This is a genomic window from Pseudomonas oryziphila, from assembly GCF_003940825.1.
Lineage (GTDB): Bacteria > Pseudomonadota > Gammaproteobacteria > Pseudomonadales > Pseudomonadaceae > Aquipseudomonas > Aquipseudomonas sichuanensis.
Window position 1 is genome coordinate 3396168 of the sequence record NZ_CP034338.1, and the last position, 14420, is coordinate 3410587.

At 65.2% G+C, this 14420-nt stretch carries 21 protein-coding genes; 7 read left to right on the plus strand and 14 right to left on the minus strand.

Annotated elements, in window-relative coordinates; genetic code table 11:
* Positions 1–76 precede the first annotated feature (76 nt).
* Together EJA05_RS15795 and EJA05_RS15800 are read right to left on the minus strand one after the other, a co-directional pair.
* Positions 77–316: a hypothetical protein gene (locus EJA05_RS15795; RefSeq protein WP_125858956.1), complete on the minus strand. Its 240-nt coding sequence runs from the start codon at positions 314–316 to the stop codon at positions 77–79.
* A 99-nt stretch (positions 317–415) separates the two neighbouring features.
* Positions 416–637 (minus strand): hypothetical protein, encoded by a 222-nt coding sequence (locus EJA05_RS15800; RefSeq protein ID WP_125858957.1) that lies wholly within the window; start codon positions 635–637, stop codon positions 416–418.
* Between the two features lie 406 nt (positions 638–1043).
* Between EJA05_RS15800 and EJA05_RS15805 the strand changes: the two genes are divergently transcribed.
* Positions 1044–1244, plus strand: coding sequence for a hypothetical protein (locus EJA05_RS15805; RefSeq protein ID WP_125858958.1), 201 nt, complete (start codon positions 1044–1046; stop codon positions 1242–1244).
* Between the two features lie 27 nt (positions 1245–1271).
* Here EJA05_RS15805 and ureG read toward each other — a convergent pair whose 3' ends face one another.
* The 8 genes from ureG to EJA05_RS15845 all read right to left on the minus strand — a co-directional run bounded on the left by ureG (position 1272) and on the right by EJA05_RS15845 (position 6932).
* Complete coding sequence (gene ureG, locus EJA05_RS15810; RefSeq protein ID WP_125464409.1) at positions 1272–1904, minus strand: urease accessory protein UreG; 633 nt, start codon at positions 1902–1904, stop codon at positions 1272–1274.
* Between the two features lie 11 nt (positions 1905–1915).
* The gene (locus EJA05_RS15815) at positions 1916–2590 is read right to left on the minus strand and encodes an urease accessory protein UreF (RefSeq protein WP_125858959.1); all 675 of its coding nucleotides are present in this window, start codon (positions 2588–2590) and stop codon (positions 1916–1918) included.
* Positions 2590–3135: a HupE/UreJ family protein gene (locus tag EJA05_RS15820; protein ID WP_125858960.1), complete on the minus strand. Its 546-nt coding sequence runs from the start codon at positions 3133–3135 to the stop codon at positions 2590–2592. Before EJA05_RS15820 ends, EJA05_RS15815 begins: the two co-directional genes overlap by 1 nt.
* A gap of 19 nt (positions 3136–3154) precedes the next feature.
* Positions 3155–3646 (minus strand): urease accessory protein UreE, encoded by a 492-nt coding sequence (ureE, locus tag EJA05_RS15825; RefSeq protein WP_125464412.1) that lies wholly within the window; start codon positions 3644–3646, stop codon positions 3155–3157.
* Between the two features lie 110 nt (positions 3647–3756).
* Entirely contained in the window at positions 3757–5460 is a 1704-nt protein-coding gene (gene ureC, locus EJA05_RS15830; RefSeq protein WP_125858961.1) for an urease subunit alpha, read from the minus strand.
* Positions 5457–5774: an urease subunit beta gene (locus EJA05_RS15835; RefSeq protein WP_125861332.1), complete on the minus strand. Its 318-nt coding sequence runs from the start codon at positions 5772–5774 to the stop codon at positions 5457–5459. Before EJA05_RS15835 ends, ureC begins: the two co-directional genes overlap by 4 nt.
* A gap of 10 nt (positions 5775–5784) precedes the next feature.
* Positions 5785–6087, minus strand: coding sequence for an urease subunit gamma (locus tag EJA05_RS15840; protein ID WP_110992797.1), 303 nt, complete (start codon positions 6085–6087; stop codon positions 5785–5787).
* 11 nt (positions 6088–6098) lie between these two features.
* Positions 6099–6932, minus strand: coding sequence for an urease accessory protein UreD (locus tag EJA05_RS15845; protein ID WP_125858962.1), 834 nt, complete (start codon positions 6930–6932; stop codon positions 6099–6101).
* Positions 6933–7211: 279 nt separating this feature from the next.
* Here EJA05_RS15845 and EJA05_RS15850 point away from each other — a divergent pair, with 279 nt between their 5' ends.
* The 4 genes from EJA05_RS15850 (at position 7212) to EJA05_RS15865 (ending at position 10160) form a co-directional block, all read left to right on the plus strand.
* Positions 7212–7592, plus strand: coding sequence for a glyoxalase superfamily protein (locus EJA05_RS15850; RefSeq protein ID WP_125858963.1), 381 nt, complete (start codon positions 7212–7214; stop codon positions 7590–7592).
* Positions 7579–7929 carry a hypothetical protein gene (locus EJA05_RS15855; RefSeq protein ID WP_125858964.1) on the plus strand — a complete coding sequence of 117 codons (351 nt, stop codon included), beginning with the start codon at positions 7579–7581 and terminating at the stop codon, positions 7927–7929. Before EJA05_RS15850 ends, EJA05_RS15855 begins: the two co-directional genes overlap by 14 nt.
* Positions 7930–8279: 350 nt before the next feature.
* Entirely contained in the window at positions 8280–9299 is a 1020-nt protein-coding gene (locus tag EJA05_RS15860; RefSeq protein ID WP_110992793.1) for a branched-chain amino acid aminotransferase, read from the plus strand.
* Positions 9300–9509: 210 nt separating this feature from the next.
* A complete protein-coding gene (locus EJA05_RS15865; protein WP_125464417.1) occupies positions 9510–10160 on the plus strand; it encodes a TIGR04211 family SH3 domain-containing protein in 651 nt (216 codons plus the stop codon).
* A 119-nt stretch (positions 10161–10279) separates the two neighbouring features.
* Here the strand turns inward: EJA05_RS15865 and EJA05_RS15870 are convergent, their stop codons facing one another.
* From EJA05_RS15870 to EJA05_RS15885, 4 genes are all read right to left on the minus strand, one after another.
* Positions 10280–11215, minus strand: a complete 936-nt coding sequence (locus EJA05_RS15870) for a 5'-nucleotidase (RefSeq protein ID WP_125464418.1) — start codon at positions 11213–11215, stop codon at positions 10280–10282.
* Between the two features lie 30 nt (positions 11216–11245).
* On the minus strand, positions 11246–11944 hold the full coding sequence (locus tag EJA05_RS15875; protein ID WP_125858965.1) for an MOSC domain-containing protein: 699 nt from the start codon (positions 11942–11944) through the stop codon (positions 11246–11248).
* Positions 11945–12011: 67 nt separating this feature from the next.
* Positions 12012–12281, minus strand: a complete 270-nt coding sequence (locus EJA05_RS15880) for a hypothetical protein (RefSeq protein WP_125858966.1) — start codon at positions 12279–12281, stop codon at positions 12012–12014.
* Between the two features lie 102 nt (positions 12282–12383).
* Positions 12384–13304: a LysR family transcriptional regulator gene (locus EJA05_RS15885; RefSeq protein WP_125858967.1), complete on the minus strand. Its 921-nt coding sequence runs from the start codon at positions 13302–13304 to the stop codon at positions 12384–12386.
* A gap of 122 nt (positions 13305–13426) precedes the next feature.
* Between EJA05_RS15885 and EJA05_RS15890 the strand changes: the two genes are divergently transcribed.
* Together EJA05_RS15890 and EJA05_RS15895 are read left to right on the plus strand one after the other, a co-directional pair.
* Positions 13427–14161: an SDR family NAD(P)-dependent oxidoreductase gene (locus EJA05_RS15890; protein ID WP_125858968.1), complete on the plus strand. Its 735-nt coding sequence runs from the start codon at positions 13427–13429 to the stop codon at positions 14159–14161.
* A 19-nt stretch (positions 14162–14180) separates the two neighbouring features.
* Positions 14181–14387 carry a tautomerase family protein gene (locus tag EJA05_RS15895; protein WP_125858969.1) on the plus strand — a complete coding sequence of 69 codons (207 nt, stop codon included), beginning with the start codon at positions 14181–14183 and terminating at the stop codon, positions 14385–14387.
* Positions 14388–14420: the final 33 nt, after the last annotated feature.

A 14420-nucleotide genomic window follows, 5' to 3' on the forward strand; every position in this document is an offset into this window, starting at 1 on the left:
ATTTGCCTGGGGCTTGAGTACATTTTCCCATGCCATCCCGCCGCAGGCGCGGCAGGATGGGTTCAGCAGATAGGGGTTACTCGAACTCAGCGAGCGGCTCGCAATCGTCGCCCACTTCCTTGGTACCTTCCGGGCATGGCAGCTTCGGCAAATGGCCAATTCGCGCCAGCTGACTGCTTTCGACTCGGCTGTCCGGCTGGGCAAATGGCGAGCGGCTTACCTCATCGACCCGCCACATGTCAGGCGTCCCGTCGTTGCCAGCGGCCTGCGCCATGCCTGCGCAAGTCATTAGCCCGATCAATACCGCTCTTCTCATGCAGTTTCCTTGAATTGTTTTCGAAGTCTCCCGAGGCAGTACGGAGTCCATCTTGGCCCACGTGACTGCATCGCGAGTGAGTGCAATCGATCGACAAGGTCAATCGAAATCAAACTCAGGTTGACAGTGCCCAAACGGAGTCCTGTGCGTTCCTTCCGGACATGGAATTGGTGGTGGCGGTCGAAACAGTGCCAACTGAACGGTTCTGCTGGTGGTTTCAACCTGAGCGAACGGTGAGTCGACTTGCGTCGACTCATTGCTGTGCGCAGCCTGGGCCGTGCCGACCGCTGCCAACAGGGCGATCAAAGCGATCTTCTTCATACCTGTTTCCTTGAATGGGATTACCGGGAATTACCTACGGCGGGCGAATCGTCTTAATCCCTCCGCCGAAAGCCCGGCAGACTTTACCCATCAGCCCAGTCAGTGAAGATAGGTAAAACCCTACACGCCTCCTGGAAACCATCCGCCGCCCAGTAGGAAAAGCGCGTCAGCCACAACGCAGCGTCCGTAGCACAGGCCACACCCTGTTCGCAGTGCAGATCGGCACCTGCAACAGCACCGCCCCAGTCGACCACACCAGTGCATTTTCCTACGACACCAGAAGAACCCCCTCATCCCCAATCAAGCCATGGCCGAATAGATTTGCCTCGGTCGCAGAAGCGTCTGTGACCAATAACGTCAAAAAGCCACCTCGTGCGTCGAACAGCGCTTACCCAAGGAGATCTGCATGCTGAAACCTCTGATGATGATTATCCTGCTAACCACCACCTGCCTGGCACAGGCCGGGTTGCACAACCAACTTGCCCTGTTTGCGCCAGGGCAGACCGATGGCCCGCCGATGTCGGTCGGGACCTCGGCTGGCCTGCCATGCGAGCCAGGCTTCAAGCTGGTTGGTGACGACTGCGAGCCTATCGCCGAATTTGAGTGAGCCTTTCACCAACCTACAGGCCCGGAATCAGCGCAACTTGGCACTTCCCCCCAACATGCCGCGCTCGACGATGAAATCGATCACGGCCTGCAACCCTTCTCCCTTCTTCAGGTTGCTGAAGGTCCAGGGCCGCTCGGGGCGCATACGATTGGTATCGCGCTCCATCACCTCCAGCGAGGCGCCCACATAGGGCGCCAGGTCTGTCTTGTTGATCACCAGGAAGTCCGATTTGGTGATGCCTGGCCCGCCCTTGCGCGGGATCTTCTCGCCTTCGGCGACGTCGATCACGTAGATGGTCAGGTCGGCCAGCTCCGGGCTGAAGGTGGCGCTGAGGTTGTCGCCGCCGCTCTCGACAAAGATCACTTCAAGGTTACCGAACTTGCGCGCCAGCCCTTCCACAGCCGCAAGGTTCATCGAGGCATCCTCGCGGATCGCAGTATGCGGGCAGCCACCGGTTTCCACGCCGACAATACGCTCAGGCTCCAGGGCACCGGCTTCGGTGAGGATGCGCTGGTCCTCCTTGGTGTAGATGTCGTTGGTCACCACAGCGATGTGATAGTGATCACGCATGGCCTTGCACAGGCATTCGAGCAGCGCGGTCTTACCGGAGCCGACCGGTCCACCGACACCGACACGCAGGGGTTGCTGGTAGTTTTCCATCTAGGCAGTCCTCAGGAACGGAACAAACGGGTGTATTGGGTTTCATGGCGTGACGACGCGATGGCCAGCAGCGGCAGGCCACCGCCGAGCTGGTCGTCTTCCAGCGCCAGGGCTTGATCGAGTACTGCGGGCAATTCATCGCCCAGATCACGCAGCAGGCTCTGCGCCGCTTGCTGGCCGAACGGCACCAGCTTGACCCCGGCCATCACCGCCCCCTCCAGCCAGGCAAAGCCAAGGCCGAGGGCGAGCTGGCGCAGCGGGATCGACCAGTGCGCGCCAAGCCAGGCCATGCCGCCAAGCTGGCTGAGTTCAAGGCTGGGCCGCCAGGCCGGCGCCTGGCCCAGTTGCCAGCCATCGAGCAGGCGCGCCAGGGCGCTGCCGCGCTGCTGCTCTTCGAGGCGCAGCTCGGCGGTTTCGCGGTTGGCCAGCAGAAAGCGGCTCCAATGCGCAAAGGCTTGGGCGTCGCCCGACTGGCAGGCACGGTACAGGCGCGCCAGCAGCGGCCAGTCGAGGTAGCCGAGGGTGTCGTGCAGTTGTTCACGCTGCCAGGCGGCGAAGCTGGCGGTATCTCGTACCCAGCCGGCTTCGACCGCCCACTCCAGGCCCTGCGAGTAGGTAAAGCCCCCCACCGGCAGGCCGGGGCTGGCCAGCTGCAGCAGGCGCAGCAGCGCCAGGTCGCTGTTCATCAGCCTGCCAGCACCAGCGCGGCACCGGCCAGCAGGCCGCCGCCGAAGGCCTTCTGCAGGCCGGCATGGCGGCGCAGCAGGCAACCGACGGCAAAGCCTGCGGCCAGCAGCAGGCCGCTGACGGTGACGAAGCCGGCGCTGAACTGCCAGAACGCGCTTGGCGTGGCCTCGACGCCATGGGCCCAGCCATGGAACAGGGCGAACACCGGCATGATCAGCGACAGCAGCAGTTGGCGGCTGGGCAGCAGCATGGCCGCGCCGGCCACCAGCAGGGAGCCGAGGATCATCTGCTCCATGCCGACCACATCACCGAACAGATGGCCGCACACCGCGCCGCCGAACATGGCCGCCAAGGTGGCCAGCGGCAGGGCCAGGGTGCGGCCGGTCAGCGCGGCGAGCACGCCGGTGCCGAGCAGCATCAGCAAATGATCGAGGCCGGTCAACGGGTGCAGCAGGCCATCCTGCAAGGGGTTGGTGTCGTGGCCGGGGTGGGCGAAGGCCGGCAGGGCCACCATCAGCAGCATCAGGGCGAAAGTCTTTTTCATGGTCGGCTCCAGGAGGTGTTCAGGAATGGGCTTGCAGGCGCACGAAGGGATGGTCGTGAGCGTGGCTATGGCTGTGGCTGTGCGGTGCGCTCTGGTAAGCGCCGGCCTCGGGCTCGAACGGCGCCTGTTCGGCCGCCACCGTCAGCCCCAGGCCACGCAGCATGTCGTCGAGCACATGGTCGTGCTGGTAACGCAGCAAGCCCGGTTCGATCTGCAACGGCACATGGCGGTTGCCCAGGTGGTAGGCGGCGCGCGCCAGCAGGTGCGGGTCGCTGCAACGCACGGTGGATACCGCTTCGGGCGCGGCGAGCACACGAATCACCTGGCCGCCTTCGGCATCGGCGAGCAGCTCGCCACCGCGCAGCAGGTGGCCGCGTTCGAGCATCAAGCCGGCATCACGGCCGTCGTCCAGGGTCACGCGCAGGCGGCTCTTGATGCGGCTGTCGACAGTCAGGGTGACGCTGCCGGTCACCGTTTCGGCGTCGGCGACCCTGCGGGTAAGTACGATCATGTTCACTCCTTTCAATCAAATCGGTCTTGCGGGCCTGGGGACGTGGGAACGGCGGTGCCATCCATCGCGGGGCAAGCCCGCTCCCACAGATACCCGTCCAGCCAAACCATTCAAAACAGGAAATAACGCTGGGCAAGCGGCAGTTCGCTGGCCGGCTCGCACACCAGCAGCTCGCCGTCGGCGCGCACCTGGTAGGTCTGTGAGTCGACCTCGATCACTGGCTGCAGGGTGTTGTGCAGCATGTCTGCCTTGCGCACCTGTCGGCAGCCGCGGGCCACGCCGATCAGGCTTTGCAGCTTCAGCTCCTCGGGCAGGCCACGGTCCATGGCGGCCTGGGACAGGAAGGTCATGCGCGTGGCATGCCGCGCCGCGCCCAGGGCACCGAACATCGGACGGTAGTGCACCGGCTGTGGCGTGGGGATCGAGCCGTTGATATCGCCCATGGGCGCGGTGACGATCATGCCGCCCTTGATCACCAGCGCCGGCTTGACCGCGAAGAACGCCGGTGCCCACAGCACCAGGTCGGCCAGCTTGCCCACTTCCACCGAGCCAACCTCGTGGCCGATGCCATGGGTCAGCGCCGGGTTGATGGTGTACTTGGCGATGTAGCGCTTGACCCGGAAGTTGTCGCTGTAGCTGCTGTCCGGCGCCAGCGGGCCGCGGCGCAGCTTCATCTGGTGCGCCACCTGCCAGGTGCGCAGCACCACCTCGCCGACCCGGCCCATGGCCTGGGAGTCGGACGAGGTCATGGCGAAGGCGCCCATGTCGTGGAGGATGTCCTCGGCGGCGATGGTCTCGCGGCGGATGCGCGACTCGGCGAAGGCCACGTCCTCGGCGATGCTCGGGTCCAGGTGGTGGCAGACCATCAGCATGTCCAGGTGCTCATCGACCGTGTTGACGGTGTACGGCAGGGTCGGGTTGGTCGATGACGGCAGCACGTTGGCCTGCCCCGCCGCGCGGATGATGTCCGGGGCATGGCCACCGCCGGCACCCTCGGTGTGGAAGGTGTGGATGGTACGGTCGCCTATGGCGGCCAGGGTGTCTTCGATGCAACCGGACTCGTTCAAGGTGTCGGTGTGGATCGCCACCTGGATATCCATTTCTTCGGCCACGCTCAGGCAGCAGTCGATTGCCGCCGGGGTCGAGCCCCAGTCCTCGTGCAGCTTGAGGCCCACCGCACCAGCGGCGATCTGCTCACGCAGCGCCTCGGGGCGCGAGGCGTTGCCCTTGCCCAGCAGGCCGATATTGATCGGCAGGCTGTCGGCGGCCTGGAGCATGCGCGCCAGGTACCAGGGCCCGGGGGTGCAGGTGGTGGCGTTGGTGCCGGTGGCCGGCCCGGTGCCGCCACCGATGAAGGTGGTGACGCCGCTGGTCAGCGCTTCTTCGACCTGCTGCGGGCAGATGAAATGAATGTGCGAGTCGATGCCACCGGCGGTGACGATCTTGCCCTCGGCGGCGATCACCTCGGTGCCCGGCCCGACCGCCACCGTCACACCGGGCTGCACGTCGGGGTTGCCGGCCTTGCCGATTGCGGCGATGCGCCCGTGCTTGACGCCGATATCGGCCTTGACGATGCCCCAGTGGTCGATGATCAGCGCGTTGGTCAGCACCAGGTCCATGGCCTCGGCCGCCAGCATCTGGCCCTGGCCCATGCCGTCGCGGATCACCTTGCCGCCGCCGAACTTGACCTCTTCGCCATAGACCGTGAAGTCTTTCTCCACCTCCACCCACAGCGCGGTGTCGGCCAGGCGCACGCGATCGCCGACGGTGGGGCCGAACATGTCGGCATAGGCCCGACGGGAAATACGGCTCATACCTTGCTCTCCAGCGCGCCCATTACCTTGCCCTGGAAGCCATACACTTCACGCTTGCCGGCGTAGGCCACCAACTGCACGGTGCGCGCCTGGCCCGGCTCGAAACGCACGGCGGTGCCGGCCGGGATGTCCAGGCGAAAGCCCAGGGCCGGCTCGCGCTCGAACACCAGGCAATCGTTGACTTCATAAAAGTGGTAGTGCGAGCCGACTTGCACCGGCCGGTCGCCATGGTTGGCCACACTGACGCTGACCGTGGCGCGGCCGACGTTGAGTTCGATGTCGCCGGCGGCGACCTGGATTTCTCCGGGGATCATGGGCAGCACCTCAGACGATAGGGTCATGCACGGTCACCAGCTTGGTGCCGTCGGGGAATGTGGCTTCGACCTGGACGTCGTGGAGCATCTCCGGCACGCCGTCCATCACCTGTTCGCGCACCAGCACTTCGCGGCCCAGGCTCATCAGCTCGGCCACCGTGCGGCCATCGCGGGCGCCTTCGAGCACCGCCGCGCTGATCAGCGCCACGGCCTCCGGGTAGTTCAGCTTCAGGCCACGGGCCAGGCGCCGTTCGGCCAGCAAGGCGGCGGTGAACAGCAGCAGTTTGTCTTTCTCTCTTGGGGTCAGCTCCATGGAGGCTCTCTTCAGGTGGCCCAGATGCGCGGCGGGCACGGCGCCAGGCCGAGCACGGCCGGGCGCAGCAAGTGCCAGAGGCGCTGCAGGTGGTGTTGCAGGTGTTGGTTGTCATGGTCGAGCAGGCGAATCACCAGCAGTTGCCCGAGCAGGGTTGCGCCGGCTGGCGTGGGCAGTTCATCCAGCAGTGCGCGCACCTGCTCCAGCACCTGTGCGTCCGCGGGCGCTGCACAGAAGGTGGCGAGCAATGGGTGGCCGCCAAGCTTGTCCAGGCGCCCGCCGTCGATGCGCAGGCGCTCGTGCAAGCCGGGGTCGTCGGGCAGTTCGATGCACAGGCGGCTGTCGAGGGCGCCCTGCTCGAACCGTTCATTCATCACCGGGCGGCCCAGGCACAGGGTTTCCCAGGCCAGCAGGCGGGCACCGGGCGCCAGGGTGAAACGGCTGTCGAGGCTGGCGCGGGCACCATTGAAGAAGATGCTGTCCTGGGGCAGCCACTCCAGGGTGCTGCCGGCCTCCAGGTGGAAACGCTGCGCCAACCGTGCGGTCGGGCCGATACTGCGGTAGAACTTGCTGGCGCCGGGCATGGTCAGCAGCGCGTGGCTGCCCGCTTCAAGGTGAATGTCCAGCTCCAGGCGGTCACCGGCGACGATGCCGCCGGGCGGGTGCAGCACATAAACGTGGCATGGGGCGCCCTCGGGGTAGAACGGCCGCTGCACCAAAAGAGGTCCGACATGGCGGCGCGCACCAAGCCGGGTCACGCCCTCGCGCTGGACGAAACGCAGCTGCAGGTGCGCGCTCCAGCCCGCCTGCTCATCGTGTGCCGTGTGCGGCTCCGGCAAGGACATCCAAAACCCCCGTCATCCGTGGCCTGGGCCGCTCTGGCGTGGCGTCTTGAATACCATGCCAGCGGGGCTGCCTGACCAATCGATCAAAATTCATGAACGGGATGTTGCAGGTTGCAGGCCAAGTAATCAGATGAATCCGAATGAATTTTCCTACGATGTATTCAATCGACGCTGCCACGGGCCTCGCACTGCGCAAATGCGGGGCAAAAGCGCGCCCTCAAGCGGTGCCGACGGCGTTACACTCACGCCCCAGGAAAATGCACAGCACAAGGAACTCCGATGCAATTCGCCGCTGCCATCCCCATCCTGCGGATCTTCTCGGTCGACAAGGCCCGGGAGTTCTACCTTGATTTCCTCGGTTTCACCCTCGACTGGGAGCACCGTTTCGCCGCCGACCTGCCGCTGTATATGCAGGTCCATCGCGACGGGCTGATCCTGCACCTGTCCGAACACCACGGCGATGCCACTCCGGGGTCGGCGATTTTCGCCCGGGTCGAAGACCTCAAGGCCCTGGAACGGGAACTGCAGGCCAAGCAGTACGGCTACTCCCGCCCGCACGCAGAGAAGGTCGACTGGGGCCTGGAAATGCAGATCGCCGACCCGTTCGGCAACCGCCTGCGCTTCTGCCAGCAGATCGACGAACCCGATGGCCAGCAATAAACGCGCACTGGCGCGCCTGGAGCGGGAGATGGTCGCCTGCCTCACCGAGGCCTGCGCCACTGCCCAGGCCGAGATCGTCGGCTTTGCCTGGCTCACCCACCAGGTCGACCTCGACGACTTCCCCGCCAGCCTGCGCATCACCTGGGTGTTCACTGATGACACGGCCAAGGCCGATGCCCTGGCCGGTGCGGCCAAGGCGCGGATACTGGCGCTGACCAGCCAGGCACTGGATGAGGCCGGTGTGCAGCTGGACCATGTGGCCTGGCATGTGCGCTATGACAGTGAAGAGGCGTGCTGGCGCGATCATGGCGGGGACTGGAATCGGCGGCTGCGCTGAGTTTGTGACCATTTTGGATCGTGTGAGGGCTGGAAGGTGCTCGCCGGGATACAGAGTGAAAGCCACCAGGTGATCGTCGGTGTTTTTACAGCGCCTATGAGATCGAGCGCCGCCCGCGCGGCGCTCGATCTCACAGGCGCTGCAGAAACACCGGCAGGCACCTAGTGGCCCTCACCCAATATCCCGCCATGCACCCGATGGTCCAACTCAAACCCTGAATCAACCAACAACCCAGCCCCCCCAGCCAATTCGTGACTGGCCGTTTCCGATCCGCGCCGGATGTATTAAGGTGGCGTGGTGCGCATATAACAGCAGCCCGCCGTGTTCGGGCTTTGAGCTATGAGGGTGTCATGAGCAACGCAAGCATTAACTGGGACAAGCTGGGCTTCGACTACATCAAGACCGACAAGCGTTACCTGTCCGTATGGCGTAACGGCGAGTGGGACAAGGGCACCCTGACCGACGACAACGTGCTGCACATCAGTGAAGGCTCCACCGCCCTGCACTATGGTCAGCAGTGCTTCGAGGGCCTGAAGGCCTACCGTTGCAAGGACGGCTCGATCAACCTGTTCCGCCCCGACCAGAACGCCGCGCGCATGCAGCGCAGCTGCGCCCGCCTGCTGATGCCGCACGTGCCCACCGACGTGTTCATCGAGGCCTGCAAGCAAGTGGTCAAGGCCAACGAGCACTTCGTTCCGCCGCACGGCAAGGGTGCCCTGTACCTGCGCCCGTTCGTGATCGGCACCGGTGACAACATCGGCGTGCGCACCGCGCCCGAGTTCATCTTCTCGATCTTCGCCATCCCGGTAGGTTCGTACTTCAAGGGCGGCATGAAGCCGCACAACTTCCAGATTTCCAGCTTCGACCGTGCCGCCCCCCAGGGCACCGGCGCGGCCAAGGTCGGTGGCAACTATGCCGCCAGCCTGCAGCCGGGTGCCGAAGCGAAGAAAGCCAACTTCGCCGACGCCATCTACCTGGACCCGCTGACCCACACCAAGATCGAAGAGGTCGGCTCGGCCAACTTCTTCGGCATCACCGCCAACAACGAGTTCGTCACCCCGAAATCGGCTTCGGTACTGCCGGGTATCACCCGCCTGTCGCTGATGGAACTGGCGCAATCGCGTCTGGGCCTGACCGTGATCGAAGGCGATGTCGAGATCAACAAGCTCGACCGCTTCATCGAAGCCGGCGCCTGCGGCACTGCCGCGGTGATCACGCCGATCGGCGGCATCGAGTACAACGGCAAGCTGCACGTGTTCCACGACCTGGAAAAGGTCGGCCCGGTCACCCAGAAGCTCTACAACGAGCTGACCGGCATTCAGAGCGGTGACGTCGAGGCACCGGCGGGCTGGATCGTCAAGGTCGCCTGATCCGGCGCGTTGACATGAACGGGGCAGGCCAGCGATGGCCTGCCCCGTTTTCGTTTATGTGTACATCCGGCAACACTCTGTAGGCATTTCCTGCACTAAGCAGTGAACCTGCCTACAAAAAAGCGGTCTTTGGCTGACGGTCAATTCACCCGACCGGATCGCCGGCCCAGTCATCGGGCCTTCATTTGCCCCGTTTCAGCGAAGACCACCATGCCAGACAAGCAGCCCGCCAACTCCGCCCTCCCCGCCCTGCGTGGCAGCCTGATCGCCGCCCTGATCGCCCTCGCCGCCCCGGCCCATGCCGAAGAGCCGGCCAGCGATGCGCGCTGGGTCAGCGACAGCCTGAGCACCTACGTGCGCAGTGGCCCCACCGATGGCCACCGGATCGTCGGCTCACTGAAATCGGGGCAGAAAGTCAGCCTGGTGACCAGCCAGGGCAACTACAGCCAGGTGCGCGGCCAGAGCGGCGACCTGGTGTGGATCCTCAGCAGCGACCTGCAGGCGCTGCCGGGCCAGAGCGAACGCCTGCCGCAGCTCGACCAGCAGGTGGCCGACCTGTCCGGCCAGTTGAAAACCATCGACGACAGCTGGAAGAGCCGCGTGCAAGGCATGCAGGAGACCTTGGACTCGCGCAAGGCGCTGATCGACGAATTGGAAACCCGCAACAAGGCGCTCAACGAGCAGCTCGCCGAGGCCCAGTCGAACCTGCGCGATACCCAGGCGCGGTTGGGGGATGAAAACAAGCAGGTGATGATGCGCTACATGGTCTACGGCGGCAGCATTGCCGGTGCCGGGTTGCTGCTGGGGTTGATCCTGCCGGCGCTGACCCGGGGGCGAAAGCGTAACGACCGGTGGTTCTGAGGCGATCTTCTTGACGCCCCATCGCGGGGCAAGCCCGCTCCCACGCATTTGCATGCCCCAAGGAGCTGGAACTCAGCCCACGTGGGAGCGGGCTTGCCCCGCGATGAGGGTCGATCATGTCACGCCGAACGGTTGGTCACCCCGAACGGCACATGCACCGACGGCACCACCGTACTGGTGCTTTTCAAATGCCCGGACTGGTCGTCGAAGAAGATGTGCGGCTTGAGCACCTGCAGCACCCGGCGCTTCTCGATACCGCCGAGGAAGAACGCATCGTTGGCCATCACCCCCCAGCTCTTCAAGGTGTTCAACGCCCGCTCGTGGGATGGCGCGTTGCGCGCGGTGACGATCGACACCCGCAGGCGGTTCTCGTAGCCGGGGTGGTCGAGTTTGAACTGTTCCTCCGCCGCCTGTATCCGCGCAATGCGCACGAAGAACTCCTTCAGCGGGCCGGGGTTGTGCGGCTGGGCCTTGTTCAGCACTTCGTGGGCATGGAAGCTGCCCAGTCCGCCGGACTGCATCACCGCCTCCGACTCATCCCCGGCCAGCACGCCATCGAAGTCGAAGGCGATGCGCAGGTTGTCGTCGCTTTCGTCGTCATCGAACTGCGAGTCGAGCACCTGCCCGGCCGGGTAACCGGCCTGGATCGCCGCGTCCACATGCTGCTTGTCGGCGGACAGGAACAGCGCGATGTTCAATGCCGGAATGTATTCATAAGGCGAGCGGCCCTGGGTGAAGATCGCCCGGGTCATGTTCAGCCCGTAATGGCCGATGGTCTTCATCACCCGCAAACCGGTGTCGGGGTCGTTCTGCGACAGCAGCACCACCTCCACCAGCGGGTCCTCCGGGTCTTCGCGCAGGTCATTGAGCGCCAGCAGGCGCTTGATGAACGGGTAGGCGATGCCCTTGCCCAGCGGCACGTCCAGGTGCTGCTCCTGGTACTTGCGGTACTGTGCCTCGCCGTCGCGGCGGAACACCGCATCGGCTTCGCTGAGGTCGAACACCGCGCTTGACGCGACGCCAATCACCAGGCGGTCGTCCAGTTCGAAGGGCATGCTGGGATCCTTGTCTTGTAGGGCAGATGTTCAGGTGTCGCTGCGCCCCTGCAGGCGCGACGACCAGTCTTCGACCTGGCGTTGCGCCAGGCGCTTTTCCAGGGTTCGCCGCCAGTTCGGTACCAGCGGCAGCGCCAGGCATTCCTGCAGCAGTTCAGGCTCCAGGCATTTGTCGAACAGCACCGCCGACAGCCGCGCCACCGACCACAACCCATGGGGGCGTTCGACCAGTTGCAGGCTGTCGCCCGCCTGCACCTCGCCTTCCTCCACGACCCGGTAGTACCAGCCGGTGCGCCCGCTCTGCTGCACCCGCAGGGCCATCTGCGCCATGTCGAAACGCTCGTTGAGTTTCCAGCACGGCATGCGCCCCTGGGAGATCTCCAGCAAGGCGGTGCCTACCCGGATGCGGTCGCCCAGGCAGACATCGGCCTCGGTCCAGCCGGTGCTGCTGAAGTTTTCGCCAAAAGCGCCGGGCTGCGCCAACAGCGGGTGCTCGCCCAGCTCGGCAGCCCAAGCGGCGTAGTGCTCACGGGGGTAGTGATGGATGGCTTTCTCGACCCCGCCGTGTACGCGTAGGTCCCCTTGTTCGTCACCCGCGATACCGAGCGCGGTCACCTGCAAGGCACCCTGGCGCGGCTGCTTGCCGATAGCGCTGTGCGAGCCTGGGCGGGTGAAGGGCCGGGCGATACCGGTGAGCAGGCTGTCGAGGCGCGGGCTGGACGGGATCATGGGAAGCTCTCGTGAGATGACCCAAGCGAGCTTACACGAGACCCCGCGCCCTCCCAAAGGCTCCTGGCTACTTGCCGCGCGCTTTGTTGTAGATGGTCTTGGCACGGTCGGCCGAGGCCTGACACTTGGCCATGTCACCGCTGGCCTTGGCGTCCTTGGCTTCCTTGAGCAGCTCATGGTAGTCGTGCGCCATGCCGCCATGCAGCGCCTGGCCATCGGTTTTGCTGATGTACTCCAGGTCATTGATCTTGGCATCACAGTTGGTCGCCGCGCTGTCCTCGGCCTGTGCGGCAAAACTCAGTACCGAGGCAATCACTAGCAGTGTCATGGATTTCATGGAGCGTTCTCCTTGGAAATAGCCGGACTGCTGAAAGGTCGGCGGCACAACGCGCCGACGCAGCGACAAGAATAGTGCTCCAGCACACGCCCTGCGCGGGCTTCAGCCAAACGGCAGAGGCCGTTCACTGACCAGGAAGTCAATGAACACACGCACCTTCAACGGCATGTGCCTGGCCTGCGGGTAAACCAGCATGAAGGGCCGCGAGGTGCCGCCAAAATCCGCCAGTACCTCCACCAGTTCACCGCTGTCCAGGGCATCCTGCACAGTGAAGCGGTAGGCCTGCATCAGGCCGCCGCCGTGGCGCACCAGCGTGCTGGTGGCGAGGAAGTCGCCCAGACAGGTGAAGGCGCCCTGGGTTTCCAGCTCGATCAGTTGCCCGTCGCGCTGGAAGCTCCAGGGCGGGCGGCGCCCACTGCTGGGCATCTCGAACTGGATGCAGTCGTGCCCGGCCAGGTCATCCGGTGTCTGCGGCACACCCGCCCGGGCCAGGTAGCCCGGGGTGGCGACGATCACCAGCTCGGCATCCTCCAGGCGCCGCGCCACCAGCCGCGAGTCAGCCGGGGCGCGGCCGCGGATGGCCAGGTCGAACTGCTCCTCGGCGAAATCGACATTGCGGTTGCTGACGTGCACATCCACCAACACCTGCGGATAGCGTTCGCGAAAGCGCGGCAACAACGGCAGCAGGCGGTGGTGGGCATAGGGCGTCGGCGCGCTGATGCGCAGCCGGCCGCTGGGCTCGAGCTGCCCGCCCGTCACCTGCCGCTCGGCCTCCACCAGTTGCCCCAAGGCCTGGCGGCATTGCTGGTAGTAGGCTTGCCCGGCCTCGGACAGGCGCATCTGCCGGGTGGTACGCACGAACAGGCGCACGCCCAGGCGCTCTTCCAGGCGGGCCACCGACCGGCTCACGGCGGCAGGCGTGACACCGGCCAAGGTGGCCGCCTCGGTGAAGCTGCCGGCATCGGCGGCAAGGCAGAACAGCTCCAGGCTGCCCAGTTGCAGGTCATCGAAATGGCGGGTCATGGCGGCTCGATTAATTACACGGTGTATCGATTGAAATGCCATGCACCTCATTTTTCAAGCGAGCGTTGCAACTTACAGTGATTCCACCCCGAGCCAAGGCTCATCCACTGGAGATCATCCCCATGCGCACCCCACGCACCGTCATCATCACCGGCGCATCCAGCGGCCTGGGCTTCGCCCTCGCCCAGGCCTTCCTCGAACGCGGCGACAACGTGGTCGGCAACGCCCGCAGCCAGGCGCGCCTGGACGCCGCCGCCGCGCAGTTGGGCAACCCGGCCGGGTTCGTCGGCGTGGCCGGCGACATCGCCGAAAAAGCCACCGCCGAGCGCCTGTTCGCCACCGCGCTCAAGACCTTTGGCCGGGTGGATATCCTGGTCAACAATGCCGGCATCTTCATCCCGAAACCGGTGGTGGACTACAGCGAGGCCGACGTCGATGCGTTGGTCGGTACCAACCTCAAGGGCTTCTTCTACCCCGCCCAGGCCGCCGCGCAGGTGATGCAGCAACAGGGGCACGGGCACATCATCGCCATCACGGCCTCGATCGCCCTGCAACCCGATACCCGGGTACCGGCGCTGCTGCCGGTGCTGGTCAAGGGCGGCCTGAACCAGGCGGTCAAGGGCCTGGCCCTGGAGCTGGCGGGCAGCGGCGTGCAGGTCAACGCCGTGGCCCCGGGGATCATCGACACCCCGCTGCACGGCGGCCAGGCCGAAGGGCTGGGCGCGCTGTCGCCGAGCGGCCGTACCGGCCAGCCGCAGGATGTGGTGGACGCCGTGCTGTACCTGACCGACGCACGCTTCGTCAGCGGCGTCATCCTGCCCGTCGACGGTGGCAGCACCGCCGGCACCTGGCACTGAACAAGCAGAGGATCGAACCATGCCTTATGTCCATATCCGCGTCACCGATGAAGGCGTCAGCGCCGAGCAAAAGCGCCAGTTGATCGAAGGCACCACGCGACTGTTGCAGGAGGTGCTGGGCAAACCACCGGCCAGCACGTTCGTGGTGATCGAAGAGGTGCCCACCGACAATTGGGGGGTGGGCGGCGAGACGGTGACAGCGTTGCGCCAGCGCGAGCGGGGTTGAGACCTTTCGCCGGCAAGCCGGCGAAGCGTCGAC

Excerpts from the sequence above, each read along its gene's own strand:
- EJA05_RS15845 (WP_125858962.1), bottom strand. The coding sequence starts at position 6,932 with ATGTCCTTGCCGGAGCCGCACACGGCACACGATGAGCAGGCGGGCTGG.
- EJA05_RS15880 (WP_125858966.1), bottom strand. The coding sequence starts at position 12,281 with ATGAAATCCATGACACTGCTAGTGATTGCCTCGGTACTGAGTTTTGCC.
- EJA05_RS15895 (WP_125858969.1), top strand. The coding sequence starts at position 14,181 with ATGCCTTATGTCCATATCCGCGTCACCGATGAAGGCGTCAGCGCCGAG.
- EJA05_RS15855 (WP_125858964.1), top strand. The coding sequence starts at position 7,579 with ATGGCCAGCAATAAACGCGCACTGGCGCGCCTGGAGCGGGAGATGGTC.
- EJA05_RS15820 (WP_125858960.1), bottom strand. The coding sequence starts at position 3,135 with ATGAAAAAGACTTTCGCCCTGATGCTGCTGATGGTGGCCCTGCCGGCC.
- EJA05_RS15865 (WP_125464417.1), top strand. The coding sequence starts at position 9,510 with ATGCCAGACAAGCAGCCCGCCAACTCCGCCCTCCCCGCCCTGCGTGGC.
- EJA05_RS15840 (WP_110992797.1), bottom strand. The coding sequence starts at position 6,087 with ATGGAGCTGACCCCAAGAGAGAAAGACAAACTGCTGCTGTTCACCGCC.
- EJA05_RS15890 (WP_125858968.1), top strand. The coding sequence starts at position 13,427 with ATGCGCACCCCACGCACCGTCATCATCACCGGCGCATCCAGCGGCCTG.
- EJA05_RS15800 (WP_125858957.1), bottom strand. The coding sequence starts at position 637 with ATGAAGAAGATCGCTTTGATCGCCCTGTTGGCAGCGGTCGGCACGGCC.
- EJA05_RS15870 (WP_125464418.1), bottom strand. The coding sequence starts at position 11,215 with ATGCCCTTCGAACTGGACGACCGCCTGGTGATTGGCGTCGCGTCAAGC.
- EJA05_RS15850 (WP_125858963.1), top strand. The coding sequence starts at position 7,212 with ATGCAATTCGCCGCTGCCATCCCCATCCTGCGGATCTTCTCGGTCGAC.
- EJA05_RS15860 (WP_110992793.1), top strand. The coding sequence starts at position 8,280 with ATGAGCAACGCAAGCATTAACTGGGACAAGCTGGGCTTCGACTACATC.
- EJA05_RS15835 (WP_125861332.1), bottom strand. The coding sequence starts at position 5,774 with ATGATCCCCGGAGAAATCCAGGTCGCCGCCGGCGACATCGAACTCAAC.
- EJA05_RS15875 (WP_125858965.1), bottom strand. The coding sequence starts at position 11,944 with ATGATCCCGTCCAGCCCGCGCCTCGACAGCCTGCTCACCGGTATCGCC.
- EJA05_RS15795 (WP_125858956.1), bottom strand. The coding sequence starts at position 316 with ATGAGAAGAGCGGTATTGATCGGGCTAATGACTTGCGCAGGCATGGCG.
- ureC (WP_125858961.1), bottom strand. The coding sequence starts at position 5,460 with ATGAGCCGTATTTCCCGTCGGGCCTATGCCGACATGTTCGGCCCCACC.
- EJA05_RS15805 (WP_125858958.1), top strand. The coding sequence starts at position 1,044 with ATGCTGAAACCTCTGATGATGATTATCCTGCTAACCACCACCTGCCTG.
- ureG (WP_125464409.1), bottom strand. The coding sequence starts at position 1,904 with ATGGAAAACTACCAGCAACCCCTGCGTGTCGGTGTCGGTGGACCGGTC.
- EJA05_RS15885 (WP_125858967.1), bottom strand. The coding sequence starts at position 13,304 with ATGACCCGCCATTTCGATGACCTGCAACTGGGCAGCCTGGAGCTGTTC.
- EJA05_RS15815 (WP_125858959.1), bottom strand. The coding sequence starts at position 2,590 with ATGAACAGCGACCTGGCGCTGCTGCGCCTGCTGCAGCTGGCCAGCCCC.
- ureE (WP_125464412.1), bottom strand. The coding sequence starts at position 3,646 with ATGATCGTACTTACCCGCAGGGTCGCCGACGCCGAAACGGTGACCGGC.